Below are 13,453 nucleotides of genomic sequence, written 5' to 3' on the forward strand. Positions count from 1 at the left end.
ATATGGCCAGCAAGACCCGCGCCGACCTGCTCAAACGGCTCGATCCCTATTGGAAGATGGAAGCGGCCAACGTGCTGATCATGCCACTGTTCGTGGTGGCGGTCAGCCAGGCCCGGCTCGGCTGGATCACGCTGGCGCCCATGGCGGCCACCATGCTGTTGCTGGTGATCGGCGCGCTCTACTGGCGGGGCAAGGTGCGGCAATTGCGCGGGCAGGGGGCTGGCTTTCCCGCCCTGCTGCGCCGGATCGCGGCCTGGCGGGGGCCCGCGCTGGCGCTGACCCTGGCGGGCTGCGTCACTGCGCTCGCTGGCTGGCTGGTGCCGGGCTGGGCCGTGGGCATGGCCGATCGCTATGCCGCGACCGGCTGCGCGGTGCTGGCCGTGCTGGAATACGTCAACTATTACCACCGCCAGTTGCAGCACTTCGACAATCGCGAGGATTTCCGGCGGCTGCTAGCGGGCAAGGGCCTGCGCAAGTCGTGGCTGGCCCGCGATCTGGAGAGCCTTGGCTAACGCATCAGCAGGATCGAGATCCGGCGGTTGCGCGGGTCCTCGGGCTTTTCGCGGACCAGCGGCTCGCGGTCGGCCACGCCCTCGATCTTGCGGAACCGCGCTTCGCCGATCCCCTGGCGGAGCAGGGCCTGGCGGGTCGCCTCGGCCCGGCCGGCGGACAGTGCCCAGTTGTTCGCACCGATCCGCGATCCGCCCTGACCGCCGCGCCAGGGCAGGGCATCGGTATGGCCGCGGATCGAAACCGCGCCCGGTTCCGGTGCGATCACGCCGCCGATCGCCTTCAGCAATTGCGCGGCATCGCTGGTTAGCACCGTGGTGCCCAGCTGGAACATGGCAAAATCGGCATCGTCGACGAGGTCGATCCGGATCCCCTCGGTCGTGTCGACCATCCGCACCTGCCGGGCAATGCGCTGGGCCACCTTGCCCTCGGCCAGCTTGCCGGCCAGGCGTTGCTGCAGCTGCTGCAGCCGCTTGATCCGTTCGCTCCCCTCCCTGGGGCCGCCGGTCGCGTCGCGCGGGATGGTGATGCCCTTGGTTCCGGTCTGTCCGGCCCGGTTGGGGTAACTGTCGGCATCGACAATCGAGGATCCGCCCAGCATCCCGTTCGATCCGGCGCTTTCCTGCTTCAGCTTGACCAGGGTGGGGGTGAAGTAGTCAGCCAGGCCCTTGCGCTGGCTCTCGTTGGTTGCACCCAGCAGCCACAGCAGCAGGAAGAAGGCCATCATCGCCGTGACGAAATCGGCATAGGCCACTTTCCACGCCCCGCCGTGGTGCCCGGCGGCAACCACGGTGACCTTCTTGACGATGATCGGGGTGGGCGCGTCGCCCTTGCCCTTGCGCGGCGAAGGCATGGTTCAGCGGCCCCTGAGGGCGTCGAGCAGCTCGGACAGTCCGGGGCGCACCTCCTGGCCCAGGCCCGAGCGCGCGCTTTCCACCACCAGCGGCTGCGGCCAGCCGTGCAAGCTGGCGATGATCACCTGCTTGACCGCGTGGAAGATCTGCTCGTCGGCTTCCAGCACCTGCTTGAGCCGCCCGGCCATCGGCCCGACCATGCCATAGGCCAGCAGCACGCCCAGGAAGGTGCCGACCAGCGCCGAGCCGATCATCGCACCGAGCACGGCCGGGGGCTGGTCGATCGAGCCCATGGTCTTGACCACCCCCAGCACGGCGGCAACGATCCCCAGCGCGGGCAGGGCATCGGCCAGGGTCTGGAGCGCGTGCTGCGGCTCGTGGGCCTCGTGGAAGTGGGTCTTCAGGGCATTGTCGATCACGTCCTCCACCGCGCGCACTTCCAGCGTGCCGGACGAGACCACGATCAGGGTCAGCGTGTCGCAGATCAGCGCGACCAGCGGCTGGTTGGCCAGCAGCCGGGGGTATTCAGCAAAGATCGCCGAATTGGCCGGATCGGTAACATGGGCTTCCAGCGCCACCGGGCCTTCGGCGCGCAGCAGCTTCATCAGCCGCGTGGTCAGCACGATCGCGTCGATATGGTCCTGGCGGGTGTGGCTTGGCCCCTTGAACACCAGCTTGAACCCGCCGCCGATGGCCTTCAGCCCATGCAGCGAATTGCCGGTTACCAGCGCGCCGACCGCGGCCCCGCCGATGATCAGCATTTCATGGGGCATGGCCGCCATCACCGGGCCAAGCGCGCCGCCGGTCAGCGCGAAGCCGCCGAAGACCATGACAATCAGGATGACGAAGCCAACGACGGCGTACATGAATCAAACTCCCTTTGCTGCGCGCGGATCAGCGCAGCATGGCAAACAGGCTGAGGCCCGAAAGGCGCACGAAGCTGGCCTGGCTGGCTTCGAGCACGGCCATGGTCTGCTTCAGCGCGCTCAGCATCTCGGCCGGGTCTGCCCCGCCGATCGCGCTCTGCTGGTCCTCGCGCTGCTCGCCGCGCTGGGTGCGGCGTTCGGAGACCAGCTCGATCCAGTTCATCCGGCTGCCGACGACGGTCTGCGCGGTGGTGATGGCTTCCAGCCCCTGATCGAGCAGCCCCAGCGCATCGCGCGCCGCCCCCGCCGGATCGGGCGAGCCGCCCTGCAACGCCGCGCCCAGGTCGCGCACCAGCGTGAACAGGTCGGTCGGCCCGGCGGGACCGGTGAAGTGCAGGAATTCCGGGCCGGTCAGACCGCGCGTGACGCTTTGCCCATCGCCCAGCGGCAGCTCGCCCGCGCTGGCGGTGCCGGCATAGCTGGGCCTGCCGCTGGCGTCGAGGACATAGGCTGGTCCGGCAGTCTCGCCCCCGAACAGGGCGTGGCCGGCGCTGTCGCGGCTGTTGGCAAGGCGCAGCAGCTCGCCCTGGACCTGGGCGATCTCCACCCCGATCCCGGCGCGCTGGGCCGGGGTGAGCGTGGCATTGGCGGCCTGGATCGCCAGTTCCTTGACCCGCGTCACATAGGCAGCGAAATCACCGAGCGCGCTGTCCGTCAGGGCAAGGTCGGCCTGGCCGCGCGCCGCCGCATCGGCATCGGCGCCCGAAAAGCGCTCGGCCCGGGCGAGGCCACGCAGCTGGGCGGCGGCCACCGGATCGTCCGACCCGCGCGCCAGCCGCTGGCCGCTGCCGATGGCGCCTTGCAGCGACTCGGCGCGGGCGCGCAGCTCCGCCATCGAGCGCATCGAGCGTTCAAAGAAGGCGGCGGTGCTGACACTGGTCATGGGGCGTGCTCCTTTCGCGCTCAGCGGATCGCCAGCAGGGTGTCGAACAGGTCGCTGGCGACCTGGATCACCCGGCCGCTGGCCTGGAAGGCCTGCTGGTACCGGACGAGGTTGGCGGCTTCGTCATCGAGGCTCACGCCCGATTGCTGGTCGAGCGCGATCCGCGCGCCCGAAGCGATCGCCTCAAGCGCCTCGGCGGTGACGCGCCGGCCGGAAACGGCCCCGGCTGCGGTGAACATCAGCCCGTCGATCTGCCCCGAAATGTCCGCGCCGGTCAGCGCCTGGCGCAAGGCGGCAAGGTTGGCCGGGTCGCGGCTGCCCACCCCGGCTCCGGCGGGCGCGGTGGCAAGGCCCGCACCGCTGGCCAGTGAGACAGCAAGGGTGGCTGCATCGCTCCCGGCGAACAGCGGCTGGCCGACCGTGCCGTTCAGCGCGACCCCGCCAGCCTGCGCCGCATTGGCACTGCTGGCCAGCGCGGCGGCGATCCCGTTCAGTCCGGCCAGCCGGTCGCGCGCGGCTTCCAGCGCCTGGGCCTGGCCCGCCAGCGCGCCCGCACCGATCGGCACGACGCTGCCCGCCAGGGTAAAGGAAATGGTTCCGTCTGCGGCGGTCGCCATGGCCAGCGGCGCGGCGGTCACCCCGCTCACCAGCAGCGGCCCGGCGCTGCCGCCCAGCCGCACGGTGACGGTCTGGTCGGGGTTGATCGTGGTGGCGATCCCCGCCTGCCCGGCGATCCGGCCCAGCAAGAGGTCGCGCTGGTCAAGCAGTGCAGTCTGGTCGCTCGATCCGGCCAGGGCGCGGCCCAGCTGCAGGTTGACGCGGGCCAGCTCGGTCGCATCGCGGTTCAACCCGGCGACGCCCGCTTCCGCTTCGAACCGCAGGCCATCGCCGACCGTGCCCAGTGCACCGGCCGCCACGTTGAAGGTGCGGGCCAGCGTCCGCGCATTCTCCAGCGCTCCGGCGCGCAGCGCGGGATCGACCGGATCGGCCTGCAGGCGGGCGAGCGAGGCCTCGAAGGCGGTCATTGCTGGAAACAGCGCGGCCTGCTCCAGCGCGGCCTCGATGTTCTCGAGACCCTTGAGCTCGGCCCCGGCGCGCGCGGCATCGCTGCCGGTGCGGCGCACCTCGACCTGGCGGAACAGGTCGGCGTTGCGGGCAATCCCCTCGACCCGCACGCCCGAAAGCGACAGGTCACCCGGATAGCGCCAGGATCCGGCCGCTGCGACTTCGCCCAGCCGCACCGAGCGGCGGACATAGCCCTCGCTCCCGGCATTGGCGATGTTCTGCGCGGTCAGTTCCAGCCCGGCGCGCGCGGCGCGCACCCCGCTGGTGGCGATATTGATGAGGCTGGAGGCCATGGTCTAGGCTCCCGCCGGGGGCAGATGGCGGGCCAGCTGGGCCTCGATCTGCTTGGCGAGGCCCAGTGCGCCGGTGCCGGCCGCCAGGTCGGCGAAGTGGCTGTCCTGCATCGAGCGGAAGGTTTCCAGCCCCTGCCCGCCCAGCAGCGGTTCGCCGAAGCTCGCCTGCCGCGCGCTGGCCAGCATCTGGCGCACGAAGATCGCTTCGAAGGCCTTGGCGGCTTCGGCCAGCCGGGCGCGTTCGCCGCCCTGGCCGGAGGCCGCTGAACCGGTGACCACCGAGCCATTGGCCAGCAGGGGCGCGGAAACCGGGGTCATATCACCACCATCTCCGCCTTAAGCGCCCCGGCCTGCTTCAGCGCTTCGAGAATCGCAACGAGATCCGAAGGGCTGACGCCGAGCAGATTGAGCGCATCGACCACCTTGGCCAGCGAGGCGCCCGGGCGGAAGAGGGCAACGCGCTGGCCGCCCTCTTCCTCTGCGGAGAGCATGCTGTCTTCCTGGATTGCAGTCACGCCGCGGCTGAACGGGGCGGGCTGGACCACGGTCGGGCTTTCATCGACCCGCAGGGTCAGCTTGCCGTGGCTGATCGCGGCGGGCGACAGGCGCACCGCGCTGTTGATCACCACGGTGCCGGTGCGGCTGTTGACCACCACCCGCGCCGGGGTTTCCGCCGGGGTAACCTCGATCATCTCGATCCCGGCCATCATGCTGGCGCGGGCATTGGCTTCGGCCGGCAAACGCAGGGCGAGGGTCACCCCGTCCTCGATGCTGGCCGCGCCGGGATAGCGTGCATTGACCGCATCGCGCACCCGCGCGGCGGTCAGGAAGTCGGCCTGGAACAGGTTCCAGCGCAGCACGTCGCCGGCATCGAACCCGGTGGCCACGGCGCGTTCCACGCTGGCGCCATCGGCGATCCGGCCAACGGTCGGCACATTGACGGTCAGCTTCGATCCGTCCGCCCCGGAAATGCCGAGACCGCCGACTGCCAGGTTGCCCTGGGCCATGGCGTAGATCTGGCCATCGGCGCCATAAAGCGGCGCCATGATCAGGGCCCCGCCGCGCAAGGACTTGGCCTTGCCGATGGCCGAAACGGTCACGTCGATCCGCTGGCCCGGCTTGGCGAAGGGCGGCAGGTCGGCGGTGATCATCACGGCAGCGGCGTTCTTGAGCGCCGGGTTGACCCCGGCGGGCAGCTGCACGCCGACCCGGCCCGAAACGCCGCGCATGGCCTGGGTGACATATTCCAGGCTATCATCGCCGGTGCCGTTAAGGCCCACGACAATGCCATAGCCGGTCAGCTGGTTCGAGCGGACGCCCTGGAAGGCACCAAGGTCGCGCACGCGCTCGGCCTGGGCCGGGCCAGGCAGCGCGAAGGCCAGGGCAAGACCGATGAGGGTGATGAGGCGGATCATGACGGTCCTCCTCAGAACGGCGAAATGAAGTTGAAGAACTTGCTCAGCCAGCCTTCGCGGCTGGCCCGCTGGATCGCGCCGTTGCCGGCATATTCGATCCGGGCATCGGCCACGCGGGACGAGACGATCCGGCTTTCGGCATCGAGATCGGCCAGCCGCACGATTCCCGAAAACTGGATCCACTCGTGGCCCTGGCTCAGCAACATGCGCTTTTCCCCGCGTACCAGCGCGGTTCCGTTGGGCCGCACTTCGGCAATGGTTACCGCCAGTTCGCCGGAAAGCGTGCTGGTCTGGCTGGCCGTGCCATCGCCCTTGAACGACGACTGGCTCGAAGCTTTAAGGGCATCGGGGTTCAAAAATGACAGCGGCCCCGCCGTAGGCGGGGTGATCGATGCCCCGCCGCCGCGCTGGGTCTTCGAACCGGCCGATTTCGCCGTGGTGGTGCTTTCCACCAGCAGGATGGTGACCGGATCGCCCACCGCGCGGGCGCGGTGGCCCTGGGTCAGCGCGGCATAGCCAGTGCTGGCGTTGAAAATCGCGCCATCTGCGGCCTTTGCCGCTGGCGGCGGGGCGGGCAGCGCGGCTTCGAAACCGGGCGCCGGCTTGGGCTTGGCGAGGGCGGGGGCGGCGAGTGCCGCCAGCAGCAGGCAAAGGCGTTTCACGGGCGGCCTCACAGCGTCTGGTTGGCGTTGCGCAGCATCTCGTCGACAGCGGAGATGAGCTTGGAATTGATCTCGTAGGCGCGCTGGGTCTCGATCATGTCGACCAGCTCCTCGACCACGTTGACGTTCGATCCTTCCAGCATGTTCTGGCGGATCTGGCCGCGGCCGCCATCGCCGGCCGCGCCCAGCTGGGCCGGGCCGCTGGCAGCGGTTTCGGACAGGAAGTTGTCACCCAGCGCCTGCAGGCCCGCCGGGTTGGCAAAGCTGGCGAGCGTGATCTGGCCCAGTTCGGTCGGCTCGCCCGATCCGGGCAGCAGCGCGGAAACCGTGCCGTCGGTGCCGATCGAGATGGCGCTGGCGCCTTCCGGGATGGCGATCGCGGGCTGCACGGCATAACCCTGCGCCGTCACCAGCGCGCCCTCGGCCGAACGGGTGAAATTGCCCGCCCGGGTATAGGCCAGTCGGCCGCCGGGCAGCTGGACCTGGAAATAGCCTTCGCCATCCAGCGCGAGGTCAAGCGGGTTGCCGGTGTTCGACAGGGTGCCTTGCGTGGTGATGCTGGTGGTCGATTGCAGGCTGACCCCGGTGCCCAGGTTGAGCCCCGTGGCATAGGCCGTCTCGGTCGAGCTCTGCTGCCCGGCGACGCGGTTTTCCTGGTAGGCCAGCGTGGCGAAATTGGCGCGGTCGCGCTTGAATCCGGTCGTGCCGATGTTCGCCAGGTTGTTGGCGATCACGCGCATCCGGGCATCCTGGGCTTCAAGTCCGGTGCGGGCGACATGGAGGGCGGAAGAGGGCATGGGTTGGTCTCCGTGAAAATGGGCTTCAGGCGCGCCGGGCTCAGCCCAGCCGCATCAGGCTGGCGCCGCCCTCGTCGAGTTCCTTGGCGGTCGCGATCAGTTTGGTCCGCATGTCGAAGGCGCGCTGGGCCTCGACCATTTCGACCAGCACCTCGCTGGGCTTGACGTTCGATTGTTCGAGCGTGCCGATGGCCAGCCGCGCCTGGGCGTCAGCGGGCAGGATTCCGCCGCCCGCGACCCGGAACAGGCCGTCCAGCCCCTTGACGGTCTCGCTGCCGGCGGGGCTGGCAAGCTTGAGCTGGGCGACCTGGGTGGCCGGGGCATCGGGGCTGGCCGGATCGCGGGTCAGGACCGCGCCGTCCTCGGCAATCGTCACCGCCGTGCCCGGTGGCAGGCTGATCGGCCCGCCATCGCCCAGCACGGCAAAGCCTTCGCCATTGACCAGCAGCCCGGCCGGCGAAACCGACAGGTCGCCGCGCCGGGTATAGGCTTCGGTGCCATCCGGGGCCTGGACCGTGAGCAGCGCATCGCCCTGCATCGCCACGTCGAGCGGGCGACCGGTAGCCACCATCGTGCCCGGGGTCATGATCGCGCCGCGCACTTCCGCCATGGTCATGGCGCGGGCTTCCACGGCCGGGCCTTTCAGCGTCATGGCGCTGGCGCGCAGCACCTCGGCGCGAAAGCCGGTGGTCTGGGCATTGGCCATGTTGCTGGCGATCACCCGTTGCCGGGTCATCGCCGCGTTCATGCCGGTCACCGCGGTCCAGATCAGGCGGTCCATGGAAGTCTCCTAATTGGCCCGAACGAGCGGGTCGGGCCTTAGCTCCGCAGGTTGATGATCGTCTGCGACAGCTGGGTCGCGGTATCGATCGCCTTGGCATTGGCCTGGAAATAGCGCTGGGCAGTGATCAGCCCGACCATTTCCTCGGCAATGTCGACGTTCGAGCCCTCGAGGCTGCCCGACAGCATCGTGCCGAACTTGGCCGCGCCGGGCTGGCCATAGCTGGGCGGGCCGGAAATGCCGGTCGCCTGCCAATCCTGCCCGCCAAGCTGCAGCAGGCCGCTGGGGGCAACAAACCCGGCCAGGGCGATCTTGCCGACCGACTGGCTCGTGCCGTCCTCGAAGGCGGCCACGACCGAACCATCGACCTTGACCGTTACTGACAGAAGCTCGGCCCCGGCGGCATTGGTGGCCGGCACGGCGGCATCCTGCGGGGTGGTGCCGGTGACATTGCCGGCCGCATCCACCGGCAGCACTTGCAGGCGGTTGCCCTGGCCATCGGTGATGAAGCCGCCTTCCAGGTTGAAGTTGCCGTTGCGGGTGAAGAAGGTCTTGCCGGTCACGGGCGAAACCTTGGTGAAGAAGCCTTCGCCATTGATCGCCAGGTCCAGCGCCGCGCCGGTCTGCTGGGTCGGCCCCAGCGAGAAGTTCTGGTCGATCGACTGGACCGACGAGCCGATGCCCTTGACCAGCTTGGGGTTCGAGGCCGAGGTGCCCGACACGATGTCGGAGAAGTTTACCCGGCTTTTCTTGAACCCGGTGGTTTCGGCATTGGCCAGGTTGTTGGCGATCACCGACAGTCCCGTCTGGGCGTTCTTCAGCCCGTTGAGCGATGTGTAGAAGGACATTGCAGTTACTCCTGAGTGACGGTTGGGGCGGCGTTGAGGGCACCTTGCGCGGCAATCACCTGGTCGAGCCGGGTGGCGATGTCCTTCAGCGTCGAATTGATCTGGTCGATCCCGGACAGCGAGGAGAACTGCGCCATCTGCGCGATCATCTCCTTGTTATCGACCGGATCGGTCGGATCCTGCTGCTTGAGCTGGGTGGTCAGCAGCCGGATGAAATCGGCCTGGCCCAGCGCCGGCATCTTCGGTGGGGCTGCTGGCGGCTTGTTCCCGCTGGCGGTTACGGCATCGACCATGGCATGATCCTTTCAGAAATCATTTCATTCTAAGGGTTTCAAGCATCAGCTGCTTGGCGGTGGACAGCGCCTCGACCAGGTTCTGATACTGGCGCGAGGCGTCGAGCATCTCGACCATCTCGGCATTCTCATCGACCGGCGCGGTCCAGACATTGCCCTCGGCATCGGCCAGCGGGTGATCGGGCTGGTAGCTCTTCACCGGCGCGGCGTTTTCCCGCAGCATGCCACCCACGCGCACGGTGCTGAGGCCCGAGGCATTGTCGAGCTCGGCGGCGAAAACGGTGCGGATCGGGCGATAGGCCTCGGCCTCGCTGCCGGTCACGGTCCCGGCATTGGCCAGGTTCGAGGCGGCGGCGTTCATCCGCACCAGCTGGGCCGACATGGCACGCTGGGCGGCACCGAACAGGGTCAGCGGCTGGGCCATGGTCATTCGCCCTTCAGCGCGCGGGTCAGCGTTTCGATCCGCCCGCGCAGGAAGCCCAGCGTGGCCTGGTAAGCCACGGCGTTCTCGGCAAAGGCGGTCTGCTCGGTCGCCATCTCGACCGTGTTGCCATCAAGGCTGGGCATGACCGGCACGCGGTAGCGCGTCGCCTGGCTGACCGCGCCATCGGTGCCCAGCCCTTCATTGCTGGCCTTGAGCGCGGCGGCGAAATCGAGGTCGCGCGCCTTGTAGCCGGGGGTCGCCGCATTGGCGATGTTGCTGGTGATCATCGCCAGGCGCTGCGAGCGCAGCTCCAGGGCGGTGGCGTGAATTCCGAACAGGCCCGAAGTCATGTGCGAGTCCTTTGCAACGAATGCGTGCCCGCCTTTTCGCAAGCACCGTGCCAAATGCCGAAATGCCCGATTTGCGTGGGTCGCGACCCCGGCAACCGGCAAGGTCTTGCCGCCATCCGGCAATCTGCCGCCACCGGGTAAAGTGCGCCGGGCGGCAACCGTCCTTCGCAGGCAAAGGAGCTTGCCCGATGGACTTCGCGACGCTGATCGATGGACCTTCCGCGCTGATCGTGGGCGGGGGCACGCTGTTCGCCACGGTGCTGCGCAGCGGCTGGCGGGATTGCCAGGTCACCCTGGCCAAGCTTGCCCAGCTTGGCCGCCGCCACTTCGATCTCGAACGGACCCGGGCCGAGCTGGCGCAGCAGGTCCAGGAAATCCACCGCGACGGCTTGCTGCGGGCCGTGCCGCATCATTCGGGCGATGCCGAATTCGACGAGGTGGCCGATCGACTGATCGCGCGGCGCTCGGTCCCGGCGCTGCTGGCGGCCCATCGCGCTCACCGCGCCCGGCGGCTGGCCGAAAGCGAGCGCGCGGTGCGGACCCTGGCCCAGGCGGCAGAACTGGCGCCGGTCTTCGGCCTCGCGGGAACGCTTGTTTCGCTTAGTCAGCTGTCGACGACGGGGCTGGCGCAAGACGGCATCACCGGGGCGATCGCGATGGCGGTCACCACCACGCTTTATGGCCTGCTGGCCGCCAACCTCCTGCTCGCTCCGCTGGCCCGGATGGTGGAGCGCGCCGCCCAGGCCGAGGAGAGCCAGCGCCAGCAGCTGATCGACTGGCTGGCAACGCAGGTCGGCCCGGCCTGTGACGAGCTGCGCGCCGCCGGGCGCGGGCGGGCGGCATGATGGCCCGCGCCGGCAGCGGCTGGCAGACCGTGCTCGCCGACCTGTCGCTGATCCTGTTCATGGTCATGGCGGCGGCGGTGCAGCAAGCCCCGGCTGCGGCCAACCCGCCGACAATCGCGGCGTTGCCGACAACCGCCGAACCAGTGGCCGTATGGAGCGCTGCGCCGGGTGGCCCGGACCTGGGGCAATGGCTGGCGGACCAGCCCGCCGATCCGCGCCAGCGGCTGACCGTACTGGCCGATCCGGCCGCCGCGTCCGCAGCCGCCGCGCTGATCGCCGGGATCGACCGGCCGGTGCGGGTGATCCTTGAGCCCGGCCTGCCGTTCCAGCCGCAGGCGACCCTGACTTACGACACTGCCCCCCAGGTGGAGGACCAACCATGAAAGCCCTTGTTCCCCTTGCGCTGGCCCTGCTGGCCGCACCCGCCCTGGCCAATGCGCCAGTCGATCTGGCTGCGCTCGACCGGGCCGTGGCCACGTTCACCGGTCTGCCAATCGGCCAGCCCGGTGGGGCCGCCGCGCCGCTCGACCGCCGGCTGCGGCTGGCCCGCTGCCCGGCAGAGCCGCTGCTGAGCTGGCACGGCACGCGGCGCGAGGCGGTGCAACTGCGCTGTCCGGTCGCGGGCGGCTGGACGCTCTATGTGCCGGTCATGGGCAATGGTGCCGGTCTGGCGCAGCCGCCGCTGGTCCAGCGGGGCGACGCGGTAAGCATTGTCGTTGCGGGCGATGGCTTCGCCCTGTCGCAACCCGGCGAGGCGCTTGAAGGCGGCGCGGGCGGCACCTGGATCAAGGTTCGCGGGCTGGCTCCCAAGGCCCCGGTCCTGCGCGGCCGGGTGCTGCGCCCCGGTGTGGTCGGCGTCGAATTGCCGTGACCCGGCAAAAAATTGCCGCCGCACCCTTAATGAGCCCGATGATCTGCCGTTCTGACTGCCGATGACCAAGCCAGGAGCCGATCATGCCTTCGATCGATCTTAACCCGATCCGCGCCGCCGCGCTCGATCCGCGTACCCCCCGGCCGGGTGCCGAGCGTCGCGCCGGGCCTGCCCAGGGTGCGCCAGCCGGCCCGGCAGTCGAACTGAGCGGTGCGGCCGATCCCGGCACTGCGCCGATCGACCACGAGCGGGTCAGCGAGATCCGCAAGGCGCTCGAACAGGGCCGTTATCCCGTCATTCCGATGCGCGTTGCCGATGCACTGATCGCCAGCGGCCTGCTTTTGAGGATTGAACAATGACCGCCAGCGAAGACCTGCGCGACAATCTGCGGCAGATGGTTGCCGTCCTGCAGGCCGAGCGGCAGGCGCTTGCCGGGCTGGACCTGGATGCGATCCTGGGCTGTGCGAACGACAAGCGCGCACTGTGCGGCCGGATCGACGCCGCCGGGCCGTTTGGCAGCGACTTCGCGCTGGACGAGGAATGCCGTGGGCTGCTCGACGCGGCCAAGCGCATAAACGAGGTAAACCGCCAGGTTCGCAACCTGCTGGCCGCCAATGTCGCGGCCCGGCTGGAAGTGCTGGCGGGCAGCCCGGCGCTCTATCGTCCGGGCACCGCTGCCCATGCCTACAGGATGCCGACCAGCTGAATTGGCACGCCCCTTGCTGAACCACCCCCAGCACTTGCCTGAAGGGGAGGTTTGGCGTGAGCCAGCCCAATGTCATTGCCGCCGCCGCGCCAGCGCGTCCTGATGTTCAGGGCGCGATTGCCCGGGCCGCGCGGGCGACCGGGGTCGATTTCAATTACCTGCTGGCCCAGGCGAAGCTGGAATCGAGCCTTGACCCCGCAGCGCGCGCTGAGACTTCGAGCGCAGCGGGCCTCTACCAGTTCACCCGCGGTACCTGGCTGCAAACGCTTGACCGGCATGGCGCCAATCATGGCCTCGACTGGGCCAGCACCGCGATCGATCGCGGCCGGATCGATGATCCCGCCCTGCGCCAGCAAGTGCTGGCGATGCGGTTCGATCCCGATCTGTCCGCCCGCATGGCGGCCGAACTGGCCAATGACAACCGTGCCGCGCTGCTGCCAGTGCTGGGCCGCGAGCCCGATGCGGCCGAGCTTTACCTGGCCCATTTCCTCGGCTCGGCCGGGGCGACCCGGTTCCTGACCGCGCTGTCCGTGGACCCGGGCCAGAGCGCGGCCGGACTGCTTCCCGAAGCGGCGGCCGCCAACCGCACGATCTTCTATGCCGATAACCAGCCGCGCTCGGTCGGCGAGGTGATGGGCCTGCTGCGCGGCAAGGTGGAGCGGGCGATGGGTGGAGAACTGCCCGCCGCGCCGCAATGGGCGGCCTATCCGGCCCCTTCCGGCAGTGGCCTGTCCGCGCCTGCCGTGCCGACCAACCAGCGCCCGTCGATGGCGGCAACCCTGGCTGGCACCTTCGGCCTTGGCGCGAGCGGCAATGATGCCCCGGCCCATGTCCGCGCCGCCTATGGCCAGTTGATGGCTCTGGGCCTGTGATCGACCTGGCGCGCCCCAAGCTGGCCACGGTCGCCCTGCCGGTCGGCATCCTGACGCT

Annotated in this window: 20 protein-coding genes; 7 read left to right on the forward strand and 13 right to left on the reverse strand. The window is 69.3% G+C overall.

Annotated features, from left to right (window positions below):
- The first annotated feature begins 2 nt into the window (after positions 1-2).
- Positions 3-512 (forward strand): hypothetical protein, encoded by a 510-nt coding sequence (locus tag O9281_RS10495; RefSeq protein ID WP_298185392.1) that lies wholly within the window; start codon positions 3-5, stop codon positions 510-512.
- Here O9281_RS10495 and O9281_RS10500 read toward each other — a convergent pair.
- The 13 genes from O9281_RS10500 to flgB are packed head-to-tail and all read right to left on the reverse strand — an operon-like array spanning position 509 to position 10,101.
- On the reverse strand, positions 509-1,363 hold the full coding sequence (locus tag O9281_RS10500) for a flagellar motor protein MotB (protein WP_298185394.1): 855 nt from the start codon (positions 1,361-1,363) through the stop codon (positions 509-511). The two genes, O9281_RS10495 and O9281_RS10500, sit on opposite strands and share 4 nt — an antisense overlap.
- A gap of 3 nt (positions 1,364-1,366) precedes the next feature.
- Complete coding sequence (gene motA, locus O9281_RS10505) at positions 1,367-2,230, reverse strand: flagellar motor stator protein MotA (RefSeq protein WP_298185397.1); 864 nt, start codon at positions 2,228-2,230, stop codon at positions 1,367-1,369.
- 28 nt (positions 2,231-2,258) lie between these two features.
- A complete protein-coding gene (locus tag O9281_RS10510) occupies positions 2,259-3,173 on the reverse strand; it encodes a flagellar biosynthesis protein FlgL (protein WP_298185399.1) in 915 nt (304 codons plus the stop codon).
- A gap of 20 nt (positions 3,174-3,193) precedes the next feature.
- A complete protein-coding gene (gene flgK, locus O9281_RS10515) occupies positions 3,194-4,531 on the reverse strand; it encodes a flagellar hook-associated protein FlgK (RefSeq protein WP_298185402.1) in 1,338 nt (445 codons plus the stop codon).
- A gap of 3 nt (positions 4,532-4,534) precedes the next feature.
- On the reverse strand, positions 4,535-4,849 hold the full coding sequence (locus tag O9281_RS10520; protein WP_298185404.1) for a rod-binding protein: 315 nt from the start codon (positions 4,847-4,849) through the stop codon (positions 4,535-4,537).
- The gene (locus O9281_RS10525) at positions 4,846-5,946 is read right to left on the reverse strand and encodes a flagellar basal body P-ring protein FlgI (protein WP_298185407.1); all 1,101 of its coding nucleotides are present in this window, start codon (positions 5,944-5,946) and stop codon (positions 4,846-4,848) included. Before O9281_RS10525 ends, O9281_RS10520 begins: the two co-directional genes overlap by 4 nt.
- 11 nt (positions 5,947-5,957) lie before the next feature.
- Complete coding sequence (locus O9281_RS10530; RefSeq protein ID WP_298185409.1) at positions 5,958-6,608, reverse strand: flagellar basal body L-ring protein FlgH; 651 nt, start codon at positions 6,606-6,608, stop codon at positions 5,958-5,960.
- 8 nt (positions 6,609-6,616) lie between these two features.
- Positions 6,617-7,405, reverse strand: a complete 789-nt coding sequence (gene flgG / locus O9281_RS10535) for a flagellar basal-body rod protein FlgG (RefSeq protein WP_298185411.1) — start codon at positions 7,403-7,405, stop codon at positions 6,617-6,619.
- A 40-nt stretch (positions 7,406-7,445) separates the two neighbouring features.
- The gene (locus O9281_RS10540) at positions 7,446-8,186 is read right to left on the reverse strand and encodes a flagellar basal body rod protein FlgF (RefSeq protein ID WP_298185414.1); all 741 of its coding nucleotides are present in this window, start codon (positions 8,184-8,186) and stop codon (positions 7,446-7,448) included.
- Between the two features lie 38 nt (positions 8,187-8,224).
- Positions 8,225-9,034 (reverse strand): flagellar hook-basal body protein, encoded by an 810-nt coding sequence (locus O9281_RS10545; protein ID WP_298185417.1) that lies wholly within the window; start codon positions 9,032-9,034, stop codon positions 8,225-8,227.
- A 5-nt stretch (positions 9,035-9,039) separates the two neighbouring features.
- Positions 9,040-9,327, reverse strand: coding sequence for a flagellar hook capping FlgD N-terminal domain-containing protein (locus O9281_RS10550; protein WP_298185419.1), 288 nt, complete (start codon positions 9,325-9,327; stop codon positions 9,040-9,042).
- A 19-nt stretch (positions 9,328-9,346) separates the two neighbouring features.
- The gene (gene flgC / locus O9281_RS10555; protein ID WP_298185422.1) at positions 9,347-9,757 is read right to left on the reverse strand and encodes a flagellar basal body rod protein FlgC; all 411 of its coding nucleotides are present in this window, start codon (positions 9,755-9,757) and stop codon (positions 9,347-9,349) included.
- Positions 9,754-10,101 (reverse strand): flagellar basal body rod protein FlgB, encoded by a 348-nt coding sequence (gene flgB / locus O9281_RS10560; RefSeq protein WP_298185425.1) that lies wholly within the window; start codon positions 10,099-10,101, stop codon positions 9,754-9,756. Before flgB ends, flgC begins: the two co-directional genes overlap by 4 nt.
- A gap of 188 nt (positions 10,102-10,289) precedes the next feature.
- Between flgB and O9281_RS10565 the strand changes: the two genes are divergently transcribed.
- The 6 genes from O9281_RS10565 (at position 10,290) to O9281_RS10590 (ending at position 13,395) form a co-directional block, all read left to right on the forward strand.
- Positions 10,290-10,946 (forward strand): MotA/TolQ/ExbB proton channel family protein, encoded by a 657-nt coding sequence (locus tag O9281_RS10565; RefSeq protein ID WP_298185426.1) that lies wholly within the window; start codon positions 10,290-10,292, stop codon positions 10,944-10,946.
- Positions 10,943-11,329: a hypothetical protein gene (locus O9281_RS10570; protein WP_298185429.1), complete on the forward strand. Its 387-nt coding sequence runs from the start codon at positions 10,943-10,945 to the stop codon at positions 11,327-11,329. Before O9281_RS10565 ends, O9281_RS10570 begins: the two co-directional genes overlap by 4 nt.
- On the forward strand, positions 11,326-11,817 hold the full coding sequence (locus O9281_RS10575) for a flagella basal body P-ring formation protein FlgA (RefSeq protein WP_298185432.1): 492 nt from the start codon (positions 11,326-11,328) through the stop codon (positions 11,815-11,817). The genes O9281_RS10570 and O9281_RS10575 overlap by 4 nt, the downstream gene beginning before the upstream one ends.
- An 83-nt stretch (positions 11,818-11,900) precedes the next feature.
- Positions 11,901-12,176 (forward strand): flagellar biosynthesis anti-sigma factor FlgM, encoded by a 276-nt coding sequence (locus O9281_RS10580; protein WP_298185436.1) that lies wholly within the window; start codon positions 11,901-11,903, stop codon positions 12,174-12,176.
- A complete protein-coding gene (locus tag O9281_RS10585) occupies positions 12,173-12,523 on the forward strand; it encodes a flagellar protein FlgN (protein ID WP_298185438.1) in 351 nt (116 codons plus the stop codon). The genes O9281_RS10580 and O9281_RS10585 overlap by 4 nt, the downstream gene beginning before the upstream one ends.
- Before the next feature lie 56 nt (positions 12,524-12,579).
- The gene (locus O9281_RS10590) at positions 12,580-13,395 is read left to right on the forward strand and encodes a lytic transglycosylase domain-containing protein (protein WP_298185440.1); all 816 of its coding nucleotides are present in this window, start codon (positions 12,580-12,582) and stop codon (positions 13,393-13,395) included.
- Positions 13,396-13,453: the final 58 nt, after the last annotated feature.

The sequence above is a fragment of the Novosphingobium sp. genome (assembly GCF_027531025.1).
Classification (GTDB): Bacteria; Pseudomonadota; Alphaproteobacteria; order Sphingomonadales; family Sphingomonadaceae; genus Novosphingobium.

Coding starts and splice junctions, on each gene's coding strand:
- O9281_RS10495 (WP_298185392.1), top strand. CDS start 3: ATGGCCAGCAAGACCCGCGCCGACCTGCTCAAACGGCTCGATCCCTAT.
- O9281_RS10500 (WP_298185394.1), bottom strand. CDS start 1,363: ATGCCTTCGCCGCGCAAGGGCAAGGGCGACGCGCCCACCCCGATCATC.
- motA (WP_298185397.1), bottom strand. CDS start 2,230: ATGTACGCCGTCGTTGGCTTCGTCATCCTGATTGTCATGGTCTTCGGC.
- O9281_RS10510 (WP_298185399.1), bottom strand. CDS start 3,173: ATGACCAGTGTCAGCACCGCCGCCTTCTTTGAACGCTCGATGCGCTCG.
- flgK (WP_298185402.1), bottom strand. CDS start 4,531: ATGGCCTCCAGCCTCATCAATATCGCCACCAGCGGGGTGCGCGCCGCG.
- O9281_RS10520 (WP_298185404.1), bottom strand. CDS start 4,849: ATGACCCCGGTTTCCGCGCCCCTGCTGGCCAATGGCTCGGTGGTCACC.
- O9281_RS10525 (WP_298185407.1), bottom strand. CDS start 5,946: ATGATCCGCCTCATCACCCTCATCGGTCTTGCCCTGGCCTTCGCGCTG.
- flgG (WP_298185411.1), bottom strand. CDS start 7,405: ATGCCCTCTTCCGCCCTCCATGTCGCCCGCACCGGACTTGAAGCCCAG.
- O9281_RS10540 (WP_298185414.1), bottom strand. CDS start 8,186: ATGGACCGCCTGATCTGGACCGCGGTGACCGGCATGAACGCGGCGATG.
- O9281_RS10545 (WP_298185417.1), bottom strand. CDS start 9,034: ATGTCCTTCTACACATCGCTCAACGGGCTGAAGAACGCCCAGACGGGA.
- O9281_RS10550 (WP_298185419.1), bottom strand. CDS start 9,327: ATGGTCGATGCCGTAACCGCCAGCGGGAACAAGCCGCCAGCAGCCCCA.
- flgC (WP_298185422.1), bottom strand. CDS start 9,757: ATGACCATGGCCCAGCCGCTGACCCTGTTCGGTGCCGCCCAGCGTGCC.
- flgB (WP_298185425.1), bottom strand. CDS start 10,101: ATGACTTCGGGCCTGTTCGGAATTCACGCCACCGCCCTGGAGCTGCGC.
- O9281_RS10565 (WP_298185426.1), top strand. CDS start 10,290: ATGGACTTCGCGACGCTGATCGATGGACCTTCCGCGCTGATCGTGGGC.
- O9281_RS10570 (WP_298185429.1), top strand. CDS start 10,943: ATGATGGCCCGCGCCGGCAGCGGCTGGCAGACCGTGCTCGCCGACCTG.
- O9281_RS10575 (WP_298185432.1), top strand. CDS start 11,326: ATGAAAGCCCTTGTTCCCCTTGCGCTGGCCCTGCTGGCCGCACCCGCC.
- O9281_RS10580 (WP_298185436.1), top strand. CDS start 11,901: ATGCCTTCGATCGATCTTAACCCGATCCGCGCCGCCGCGCTCGATCCG.
- O9281_RS10585 (WP_298185438.1), top strand. CDS start 12,173: ATGACCGCCAGCGAAGACCTGCGCGACAATCTGCGGCAGATGGTTGCC.